Below are 11,234 nucleotides of genomic sequence, written 5' to 3' on the forward strand. Positions count from 1 at the left end.
CTGTTTTAAATTTATTCCGAGACAGATTGAGACCTATGTTGAAGCAGATTGGAGTCCGAGATATGCAGTCAATAGCGGGCTATTGACAAAAATCAAGGGGTTCAAGATGCGAGACAGGAGCTCAATATGGCCGGAACATACCTGCTTGAAATGATAATATTATTTCTCAATAAATTTATAAAACAGCTTCTAAGATTCAAGAAGAAAATCGAATTTCCCATGCCGCAACAGAAAGCGGTTTCGAAAATATTCACGAGAACAAAAAAGACACAACCGACCAGATCGCAATCACGAATTCAGAGAATCGTAAGCAATCCGAATCCCATACCCAAATAAAGAAACATAGTTATCAACGACCAAGCGAAACGAGCTTTGACAAATGGCTCCTGCCTCTCTTTACAACGGGAAGGATAGCGCAATACTCCCGCCATAGGCAAAATAAACAAAATAGCTGTAACCCATTGCAACCACACAATGTCGTAATACAGTCCCAACAAAAATGTACCGAAGACAAAAAATGCCGCCAGCTCCATATACCCTAAGCTATTCAACGCTTTCCGTTCCATAACGAATCCCTATCCATCGATAAACCGACAGGGAAAAACATTCCCCTATCGATACCATTTTCAAATCCTTCTATTTAAAACAGAATCAGCCCGATACGAAATCGGGCTGACCTATATCGCATCGAATTAAGCGTCGATATTGGCATAAGTCGCATTAGATTCTATAAACTCGCGACGCGGACCTACATCTTCGCCCATCAACATCGAGAATACGCGATCGGCCTCGGCAGCATTGTCGATGGTCACCTGTTTGAGAATCCGGTTCTCGGGATCCATCGTCGTCTCCCACAACTGGTGCGGGTTCATCTCGCCCAAACCTTTGTATCGTTGAGTCTCCATCAACTGTTCGTTTCCCTCGCAATATTTCAAACAGAACTGATCCTTTTGTTGATCGGTCCAGCAATATTCCTCGGCTTTACCCCGCTTACTCTTACATTTGTACAAAGGGGGCGTCGCCAAATAAACATATCCCTGTTCCAACAACGGACGCATACGACGGAAAAAGAATGTCAACAACAACGTGGCAATGTGCGCCCCGTCCACATCGGCATCGGTCATAATAATGATTTTATGATAGCGCAATTTCTCGATATTCGCCTCTTTCGAATCTTCTTCCGTCCCGATAGTCACACCCAAAGCCTTGAACATATTACTGATTTCCTGACTTTCGAAAACCTTGTGATCCATCGCTTTTTCCACATTCAATATCTTACCGCGCAACGGTAGAATAGCTTGGAACATACGGTCACGACCTTGTTTGGCAGAACCTCCTGCCGAATCCCCTTCGACAAGGAATATCTCGCAATCCTCAGGGTTACGCGAAGAGCAATCCGCCAATTTACCGGGCAATCCTCCACCCGAAAGAGGAGACTTACGTTGAACCATCTCACGAGCCTTGCGAGCTGCATGACGCGCTGTGGCGGCGATAATCACCTTCTCGACAATTGCTTTCGCCTGAGCCGGATGTTCTTCCAAATAATTTGCCAAAGCCTCGCTCACAGCCGTGTCCACAGCCCCGATAACCTCGCTGTTGCCCAATTTGGTTTTGGTCTGTCCCTCGAATTGTGGCTCCATCACTTTCACCGAAATAACGGCTGTAAGCCCCTCTCGGAAGTCATCGCTGCTGATTTCCACTTTCACTTTTTCAAGCATCTTGGAATCCTCGGCATACTTCTTCAAAGTACGGGTCAATCCCCGACGGAAACCCGTCAAGTGAGTTCCCCCCTCGATGGTATTGATATTGTTCACATACGAATAGACATTCTCGTTATACGTCGTGTTGTACGTCATAGCGACCTCCACAGGCACTCCCTGACGCTCGGTAGCGATATGAATCACATCGTCGATAAGATGCTCCTTATTCGAGTCGATATAACGAACGAACTCCTTTAATCCTTCTTTTGAATAGAACACCTCTTTACGATACTCGCCGGCATCGTTAGTCGTCCGTTTATCCGTCAGCGAAAGGGTAATCCCCGCATTCAGATAAGCCAAATCGCGCAAACGATTCGCCAAAATATTATAGTCGTAAACCGTAACAGAAAAAATCGAATTGTCTGGACGGAAGATAATCGTCGTTCCCGTTTCTTCGGTCTCTCCTATAACTTCCACATCGTGCAAAGGTTTCCCACAAGAATACTCTTGCATATAAATCTTTCCGTTCCTGCGAATCTCGGCACGTAAATAAGTCGAGAGAGCATTTACGCACGATACACCCACACCGTGCAAACCACCGGAAACTTTATAAGACCCTTTATCGAATTTACCACCGGCATGCAATACCGTCAAAACCACTTCAAGAGCCGATTTATGCTCTTTCTCGTGCATATCGACAGGAATACCGCGACCGTTATCGACAACCCTGATAGAATTATCTTCGTTGATATATACCTCGATATGAGTGGCATATCCGGCAAGAGCTTCGTCGATAGAGTTATCGACAACCTCATACACCAAGTGATGCAACCCTTTTACACCGATATCGCCGATATACATGGCAGGGCGTTTACGAACGGCCTCTAAACCTTCGAGCACCTGAATACTATCGGCTGAATAACTTTTGTTTTCTGTTTCTTCTGACATATTATCCGAATCTTTTTTGTTTTTATGAGCTATCCCTGCGCTATTCTTATTAACAGAAAATCAACAGGAAACACTTAAAATCCGGCTCAAACGGCCGGCTTTCCACCAACAAACAAAAATACACAAAAAAGTTGGAATAGCGAAATAATCCGGGTGGAAATAATCACACCGACGTTTCTCTCAAATCATAGCCCCGACCAGACATTGTGAATCCAAACAGCAAATTCAAACATAAGGATAAAAACAAAAACCCATCTGACAGCAAGCACCTTATTCACAAAAAGATATAAATCATATACACTATGAACCTGAAAAATGGCATCAATCAATAACAGGAAAGGGAATGAAAACAATAAATCCACTGGGTTGATTTTAAAACTTAGCCCTCTCGCCCATCAGACACTCCCCCTATACCGTTATGCGACACAACGGGAGAACTGAATAAACAGACTGATGAGATGTCGTTTTCGCCCCCTCCTTCTCTACGTGATACTTCCCCTATGGCTGGCGCCACACAGAGGAGGAGTTTTAAATATCTCCGATAGAGAAAACAGAAATACCTCGTAATGCTACGGGATACGGCAGAGGAGAAAGGGATATACACCTCACCCTCTCCCCCTGTGTTTTGTGCAGCAAAATATAGGGGGAGTGCCCGCAGGGCGAAGGGGTTGATACAAACAAAAACCTCACTCCCAAATACATCACCTTTATTTGGTGATGAAGATGCAAGAAAATAGAGGGACAGTATACTCATAGCGAATGGGGTAACCTTTACCGCAAAAAAACTTATGAAATCTTTCCAAACCCTCTCATTCATTAACATTCAAGCCTATCCCCATGAGTTTTCTACTGTACCGAGGTAATTCCCATCAAAAAAAAGACACCACATGACAAAGACACCACATATCTAAACAAAAAAAATGCGACAGAAAAAATCTGTCGCATTCGTAGCCCATAGGAGAATCGAACTCCTCTTTCAAGAATGAAAATCTTGCGTCCTAGCCGATAGACGAATGGGCCATACCTATCCCCGACAAGGAAAACCTTGCCGATTTTAATTTCAAGGAATTACAACTTATTAACGTGTAAAGCCAATTTCGATTTCAAGTTGGCAGCTTTGTTCTTATGAATCACATTCTTTTTAGCCAACTTATCCAACATCGAACTAACTTTTACATACAAAGCGGCAGCTTCTTCCTTCACAGTAGTAGCACGCAATTTACGAACGGCATTACGAGCAGTCTTTGCATAGTAACGGTTACGCAAATTTCTCACTTGTGTTTGTCTGATTCTTTTTTCCGACGATTTATGATTTGCCATCTCAATAGTCTCCTAATAATTATATTTTTATATTCGTAGCCCATAGGAGAATCGAACTCCTCTTTCAAGAATGAAAATCTTGCGTCCTAGCCGATAGACGAATGGGCCCTTGATAAAAATGCGCCTTAGATATATAAAGTAAGGCGCCCTTTCCAAATGCGAGTGCAAATATAGAGCTGTTTTTTGAATTGACAAAATTTTTACCTAAAAATCTTTCATTTACCTTTCTATCGCATACAATCTACACAGACTTTCCCGCTCGAACAGGAACTACTACCCCTAAAAACTACTACGATCTACATTAGTAATTTTTATTATAGGCTCTACCCCATATTAAAAAACTACTTACCGCTGTTACCCTGCATTATAATAGCCTCCGACCTCCCTTTTCATTTTAGCGGCCAGCCCTATTCAATCCTGCGGGCATAGTCAATGCTGCCCCCTCTAATGTCGCTGTTTTAAGAAATCCACGACGACCGATTTCCGTTTTATTGACCTCTTTCATATCGATTATTTTTTCAACTCTTTTATAATCCGAGCAGGATTACCTGCGACAACTGTCATAGGCGGCACATCTTTGGTCACCACACTGTTCGCCCCCACGATAGCCCCGTATCCTATTCTCACTCCGGGGAGAATCGTAGCATTGATTCCGACCCAAACTCTATCTTCAAGAACAACAGGACGACCATAAGTCGCATCCCGGTTTTCCGGGTCGGGATCATGGTTAATGGTAATAATATTCACTTTCGGCCCCAAAAAGACATTTTCTCCGAGAGTAATACCCCCTCGTCCGAAAAACGTACAACACTGTTGAATAAAGCAACCTTTCCCTATTTTTATGTGTTTCCCATAATCCACATAAAACGGTGGCAACAAAGTAATAGATTCGTCCACTTCACACCCAAGAATTACACTCAATATCCGACGAACCTCATCGGGTGTATGATAACCGGCATTCAATTCGGTCGCCATTTTCATAGTATCCCAAATGGCATTTATCAATTCATCGTATCCCGGATCCGACGGGGAAACCATCTCTCCGTTCAGATCTCTTTCAAAAATAGTATGAGTATTCATAATAATCTGTTTTATATCCGTTACAAAGTTAAAAAGAAAGCCCCGTGGCGACTTTGCCACAGGGCTCAAAACTCTTTGTCATAAAGCTCGATACATCGAGATAACGGCTTTCATCGACTTTCTTTTTTACCATTTTCAACGACCTGCTTAGCCCATTCGGTAGCCACCGCAACGCCTCCGTTGAGTAACTTGCCGTCGTTCCAAGTCACGTTTGGATAAAGTTTCCTGAGCTGTCTTACACTATGGGCTATCGAACTTCCTCCGGAAGTAGCGAACGGGATAACGGTTTTACCGGAAAAATCGTATTTTTCAAGAAACGTATTGACCGGACGCGGACACAAGTCCCACCAAATAGGATAGCCGAGAAATACGATATCGTAATCTTTCATATCGAGAGGCTCCCCACCCAGTTCGGGGCGAGAATCCTCGTCGGCCATTTCGACCGAACTCCGGCTCGACTTGTCATTCCAATCGAGATCGGCCGAAGTATAGGCCTCGGCAGGAGTAATCCGGTAAAGCTGGCCATCGACCGCACCGGCAATGGACTCTGCCACCCTCCCGGTAGTTCCGGTACAAGAAAAATAGGCCACAAGAATTTTCTTACCCACCGGTTCGGTGACATCTGTCGCCTGTCGTTGAGTTTGCGACGAACAACTAAAACTGAGAATACTCATAAGTATCAATACTATCTGTTTCATACTATATTCATTTTGAAATAAACTACAAGCCGAGAAAAAGACAAACTTGTTCGAGCTATTTCGAGGCTCAGCGTTGATGACGGACAACGCCCGAATATTCCTCTTCGCTCACAGGTTCGAGCCACTCATTGCTCTTGTTTTCGCCGGGAGCCTCTATGGCGAGATGCGAGAACCAACTGTCAGGCGCAGCACCGTGCCAATGCTTCACACCAGCCGAGATATAAACCGCATCGCCGGGGAAAAGCTCCACCGGTTCTTTTCCCCATTCCTGATAATAACCTCTGCCACCCACGCACACAAGTATTTGACCGCCGCCTTTGGTAGCTTTGTGTATGTGCCAATTATTACGGCAACCGGGCTCGAAAGTAACGTTCGAAATGGGAATACCTTCTGTCACGACAGGCGCGAGATAGCTTTGACCGATGAAATATTTGGCATACGCATCGTTAGGTTTGCCGACAGGAAAAATAATGGATTGAGCATACGCATCGAGCGAACAGGCAGTAGTACTATCCGCACAGTCTACCCACACCTCTTTGGCCATACGAAACGCCGCCCATGCTTTGGGCCAACCAGCATAGAACGCAGCATGAGTAAGAATTTCAGCGATTTCAGTTTTGGTCACCCCGTTCTTCTTGGCCGATTCAAGATGATACTTGAACGAAGAATCTGTCAACCCCTGTGACATGAGAGCAACGACAGTCACGATAGAGCGGTCACGAAGCGAAAGCAAATCGCTACGACTCCATACCTCTCCAAAAAGAATATCGTCATTCAAATGCGCAAACTCGGGAGCGAACTCACCAAGCGCATCATGTCCGGCTGTCTGTCGGACTTTCTCTTGTGATTTTGTCATAATCGGAAATATTAAAATTGACAATAAAACCCATAAAACTACTTTTGTTTTCATACCCTATGATTTTAATTGAACACTACAAAATACCAGTTCTCCAACCCATCATATAGAAATCAGGCAAATGGGAAATCGGAAACAGACAGACATCAGGCTATATCGATCATCGTCTATTTCCGCACGATGTACAAAGGTACGAAACAGATCTCGCAACGATTTTGCTATAAAGCTCAAATCTATTTGCCATAAAGCTCACCCTGCCACGATGGTGCGACCCCATAGGTCTCTTTATACACTTTGGAAAAATGCGACAGATTTTTAAAGCCCACATCGAAACAAGCCTCCGTAACTTTCTTTTTCCCCGACCGAATTAAATCATGCGCCGCTTCAAGACGTCGTCTGATAATCCATTTCTGAGGTGTCAAATCGCTCACTTTGGCAAAATCCCGTTTAAAAGTAGCCAAACTACGCCCCGTATAACTGGCGATTTCTTTCATCGAGAGATCGCACATATAATTCTCGTTCAAGTAATCGAGAATATCGATTTTCCACGGTTCCACGAAATCGAATAACGATGCATACAGATTACAGTCGGTATTGAGCAAGACATATACACCTTCGATCATCTTCAATTTCAAAATCTTTTCCGAGGGTTTCTCCCCGGCATCGAAATACGGGATAACCGACTCGAACAAAGAGCGGATATCCGGTCTATTTTTCGGCAAGAGGAGCAAGCTCGCTTTCTCTCGTTTGGAGTCGATTGGAATCTGCTGCCGATCGAGTGTTTGGTAAAACTCCCTCAAAAAAGCCTTCGAAAATTTCAACACAATGGAACGATAAGGCTCACCCTTCCCGATCCTCTTTTGCAACCACATTCGGTTATCACGCCGCATAAAGGCACAATCTCCCGGATACAAAACGGTTTTCTTTCCACGTTCCTCGATCTCCAATCTACCGGAACACTGATAAATGAGCGTATGTTCCCGATTTTCATGAGCACACTCCCGATCATCGGCAAAATAACTCGCTATAAGCACATTCGAGCAATCGAATACATCTAACTGTTCCATATCATCAGCCTTTTATATGGACAAATATAATGCATTGTATCTGTACAATATTTGCTGTGAAGCTCAATTTTCACATTCCCGATACAACCACTGCTCCCGAATAAATAAAATCAATGCGCCGAACCAGTACCGGCCTTTGGATAAAACAACTATTTTTGTAGAAAAATTTACCGGGAGAATGCTCGAAAAAACATTAGGAATCGTACTGCACATCATTCCCTATAACGACAAAATATCGGTAGCCCATTTGTACACCGAACAATATGGCCGATCTTCCTATCTTATTCCACAAGGGGGTGGAAAAAAAGCTCGCATGTTTCGGTCCCTCTTCATGCCGTTCTCTATTTTGGAACTCGATATAGATTACCGGAACAGCCGGGAATTGCAAAAAATCATCGAAGCGCGCACGGTTTTACCTCTTCAAAACATCTATTCCGATCCGGTAAAAAATGCAGAAGCGCTCTTTTTATCCGAAGTCCTCTGTCAAACCATAAAAGAACCCGAACCCAATCTCCCGCTTTTCGCCTTCATCGCCCGTTCCATTCAAGTCCTCAATATAATGGAAGAAGGTAAAGCCAATTTTCATCTCTGTTTCCTGCTGCAATTATGCAGTTTTCTCGGGTTCAGCCCCAACATGGAGACCTACCGGACCGGATATTCTTTCGACATGTTGAACGGCATTTTTTCCCCCTCGCGCCCCATTCACACCTACACACTCGATGCCCGCGAAGCCGAAGTTTTCGCCCGTCTCACCCGTATGGATTTCAATAATCTTCGCCACTTCAAATTCAATCGGGGAGAGAGAAACGCCATACTCGACCGAATTTTAACATACTACCGGCTACACCAGCCCGACATTTCGGAGCTCCGGTCTCCCGAAATATTACGAGCCATATTCGACTAATATGCTGCAAAGGTTGACTATTACAAAATTTTATACTACTTTTGTCGACCGAAATGCCCTTGTAGTTCAATGGATAGAACGGAAGTTTCCTAAACTTTAAATCCGAGTTCGATTCTCGGCGAGGGTACAAAAAAAGGAATCCGAATCCGGATTCCTTTTTTTGTATTTATACGCTTATCTTTTTATTTTGCAGCAGCTTCTTTGGCAGCCTTTTTAGCGATACTACGTCGTTGGATTTCGTAAGCAATCGGAGTAGCCACGAACAAGGTCGAAGCCGTACCGACAATCACACCGAACAACATAGCAAATGTAAAGCTACGAATAACATCGCCACCCAAAATAAAGATACACAACAATACGATAGCCGTACTTAATGAAGTATTAAGAGTACGAGTCAACGTACTATTCAAAGCATCGTTAATAACGAGTGCACGGTCTCGTTTCGGATATAAACCCTTCACTTCACGAATACGGTCGAATACTACCACCGTATCATTTACCGAGTAACCGATTACCGTCAATATAGCTGCAATAAACGACTGATCCATCTCCATAGAGAAAGGTAATATACCATACAGCAAAGAATACAGCCCAATGATAGAGAACGCAGTAAAGGCCACAGAAGCCAACGTACCCACACTAAACGAAATATCACGGAATCGCAACAAGATGTAAAGAGCCATCGCTATCAACGAAAGAATGACAGCCCAGAATGCCCCCACCTTAATATCATCGGCAATGCTCGGTCCTACTTTCTGACGACTTTGAATCATATTTTCGGTAAACTCTTCATAAGAAGCATCCCCTAAAACACTCTTCATTCCCTCATAAAGTTTCGTCTCGATCTCTTTATCTATATTTTCATCTTGATCAGCAATACGATAGTTGGTCGAAATACGCACCTGATCGTCGCTCGTGATAGTTATCACCGAAAGAGAACTACCCTCGAAAGCTGGTTTCAGCATCTCACTGATTTCAACCGGTTTCACCGGTTTATCAAAACGAACTACATAATTACGACCACCCGAAAAATCAATACCCTGATTCAAACCTCTGATTGCCAAAGAACCTACCATAACTACAATGATAGCAATAGCAACCGTAAATCCGATTTTGCGCATACCGAGGAAATTAATTCTCGTATTCGTAAGCAAATTCTTGGATATGCGGGTCGTAAATGTAAGATTATTGAATTTACCTCTATTCAAACCGGCCTCGAAGATAAGGCGGGTAATGAAAATAGCCGTAAAGAACGAAGTAAGAATACTAACGATCAATGTCGTAGCAAAACCCTTGATAGGACCTGTCCCGTATACCAATAGAATGAAACCGGTAATAATCGTAGTCAAGTTCGAGTCGAAAATCGCAGAGAAAGCATGCTTGTAACCATCGGCGATAGAAGATTTCAAACTCTTGCCCAAACGAAGCTCCTCTTTGGTACGCTCGAATATCAGCACGTTGGCATCGACAGCCATACCCATCGACAAAACGATACCGGCAACACCCGAAAGCGTGAGCACCGCTTGTAACGAGGCCAAAATACCCATCGTGAAAAACAAGTTACATATAACACCGAAACTGGCGATAAGACCCGGAGTAGCCCCATACATCATGATCATATAGATCATCAGCAAGATGATAGCGGCGGCAAACGAAATCACACCGCTTTGGATAGCTTCCTGTCCCAACGAAGGACCGATAATATCCTCTTGAACAATAGTCACGGCAGCAGCCATCTTACCCGACTTCAACACGTTAGCCAAGTCCTTAGCCTCTTCGGGAGAGAAACCTCCGGTAATCTGCGAACTACCGCCCGAAATAGCCGAGTTGACATTGGGGAAAGAATATACCTGATTATCCAACACGATAGCAATCGCATTGCCGATATTGTCACGAGTAAGTTTTTCCCATACTTTGGCTCCCTCGGCATTCATGGTCATGCTCACCACAGAACCCTGTATCTTATCGAAGTCGTCACGAGCATCGGTTATTACATCGCCACCTAACGGAGCCTTGCCGCCTTTACCGGCTTTCAATGCGATAAGCTGATACATGGTTTGCTTTTCATCGATGGCTTTTACCGTCCAGCGGAGAATGAGGTCGCTCGGAAGAATATCGCGGGCGATTTTGCTTGCCAACATGGCATTCACCGCTGCCGTATCGGTCTTATTGACAATACCAATAACCGGAGATCCTCCGTAACTTTGTGTATAATTCATCAACGAAAGCAACGGATTCTGTTTACGGATACGCTCCATAGTTTCGGCTTCCGATGCCTCCTGCTGTAATTTTTTCTTCAACGACGAAGCCGTGCTGTCAGCTGCAACGGCTGCGGTATCGGGCGTAGCCTCGGCAACGACCGGAGCTTCTTCCTCTGCCGGCTCTTGCGCAGCATTGGCCGCAGCGATAGCGTTATTTACGGCATCGAGTTTCGGAGCAAGTTGTTCCAGTTTATACGTCTCCCAAAATTCGAGGTTAGCACTACCCTGCAACAATTTCCTCACACGCTCGGGTTCTTTGATACCCGGCAGCTCGATAAGAATAAGACCGTCCTTTTCCAATTTTTGAATATTGGGAGCGACCACACCGAAACGGTCGATACGAGTACGCAATACGTTGTACGAGTTATCCACCGCGCTATTCAATTCTTCGCGAAGAATT

General features: G+C 44.2%; 10 protein-coding genes and 3 tRNA genes. 2 read left to right on the forward strand and 11 right to left on the reverse strand.

The genetic code is table 11. The features are described from left to right. Positions 1-296 precede the first annotated feature (296 nt). The 10 genes from QVD32_RS11695 to QVD32_RS11740 all read right to left on the reverse strand — a co-directional run bounded on the left by QVD32_RS11695 (position 297) and on the right by QVD32_RS11740 (position 7,669). Positions 297-566: a hypothetical protein gene (locus QVD32_RS11695; RefSeq protein WP_008862905.1), complete on the reverse strand. Its 270-nt coding sequence runs from the start codon at positions 564-566 to the stop codon at positions 297-299. A 126-nt stretch (positions 567-692) separates the two neighbouring features. Further along, positions 693-2,648 (reverse strand): DNA topoisomerase (ATP-hydrolyzing) subunit B, encoded by a 1,956-nt coding sequence (gyrB, locus tag QVD32_RS11700; RefSeq protein ID WP_021891336.1) that lies wholly within the window; start codon positions 2,646-2,648, stop codon positions 693-695. Positions 2,649-3,596: 948 nt separating this feature from the next. Then, positions 3,597-3,668 (reverse strand) — tRNA-Glu (locus QVD32_RS11705). Positions 3,669-3,716: 48 nt separating this feature from the next. Continuing rightward, positions 3,717-3,968 (reverse strand): 30S ribosomal protein S20, encoded by a 252-nt coding sequence (gene rpsT / locus QVD32_RS11710; protein ID WP_008862907.1) that lies wholly within the window; start codon positions 3,966-3,968, stop codon positions 3,717-3,719. Positions 3,969-4,004: 36 nt separating this feature from the next. Next, a tRNA-Glu gene (locus QVD32_RS11715) sits at positions 4,005-4,076 on the reverse strand. Positions 4,077-4,362: 286 nt separating this feature from the next. Continuing rightward, positions 4,363-4,473 carry a twin-arginine translocation signal domain-containing protein gene (locus QVD32_RS11720; RefSeq protein WP_021891338.1) on the reverse strand — a complete coding sequence of 37 codons (111 nt, stop codon included), beginning with the start codon at positions 4,471-4,473 and terminating at the stop codon, positions 4,363-4,365. Positions 4,474-4,478: 5 nt separating this feature from the next. Next, the gene (locus QVD32_RS11725) at positions 4,479-5,048 is read right to left on the reverse strand and encodes a DapH/DapD/GlmU-related protein (protein WP_021891339.1); all 570 of its coding nucleotides are present in this window, start codon (positions 5,046-5,048) and stop codon (positions 4,479-4,481) included. 110 nt (positions 5,049-5,158) lie between these two features. Further along, positions 5,159-5,746, reverse strand: coding sequence for a flavodoxin (locus QVD32_RS11730; RefSeq protein WP_021891340.1), 588 nt, complete (start codon positions 5,744-5,746; stop codon positions 5,159-5,161). 67 nt (positions 5,747-5,813) lie between these two features. Then, on the reverse strand, positions 5,814-6,656 hold the full coding sequence (locus tag QVD32_RS11735) for a carboxymuconolactone decarboxylase family protein (protein ID WP_118686988.1): 843 nt from the start codon (positions 6,654-6,656) through the stop codon (positions 5,814-5,816). A gap of 179 nt (positions 6,657-6,835) precedes the next feature. After that, positions 6,836-7,669 carry a helix-turn-helix transcriptional regulator gene (locus QVD32_RS11740; protein ID WP_118686989.1) on the reverse strand — a complete coding sequence of 278 codons (834 nt, stop codon included), beginning with the start codon at positions 7,667-7,669 and terminating at the stop codon, positions 6,836-6,838. 16 nt (positions 7,670-7,685) lie between these two features. Here QVD32_RS11740 and recO point away from each other — a divergent pair, with 16 nt between their 5' ends. Both recO and QVD32_RS11750 read left to right on the forward strand, forming a co-directional pair. Then, the gene (gene recO, locus QVD32_RS11745) at positions 7,686-8,573 is read left to right on the forward strand and encodes a DNA repair protein RecO (RefSeq protein ID WP_229042421.1); all 888 of its coding nucleotides are present in this window, start codon (positions 7,686-7,688) and stop codon (positions 8,571-8,573) included. Positions 8,574-8,628: 55 nt separating this feature from the next. After that, positions 8,629-8,700: transfer RNA gene (locus QVD32_RS11750), tRNA-Arg, on the forward strand. Between the two features lie 55 nt (positions 8,701-8,755). On the opposite strand, the gene secDF is transcribed toward QVD32_RS11750, so the two are convergent. Further along, positions 8,756-11,234, reverse strand: a 2,479-nt coding sequence (gene secDF / locus QVD32_RS11755; RefSeq protein WP_287710252.1) for a protein translocase subunit SecDF, incomplete at its 5' end; no start/stop codon positions are given.

Origin of the sequence: Barnesiella sp. (assembly GCF_022723415.1) — a bacterium.
Lineage (GTDB): Bacteria > Bacteroidota > Bacteroidia > Bacteroidales > Barnesiellaceae > Barnesiella > Barnesiella intestinihominis.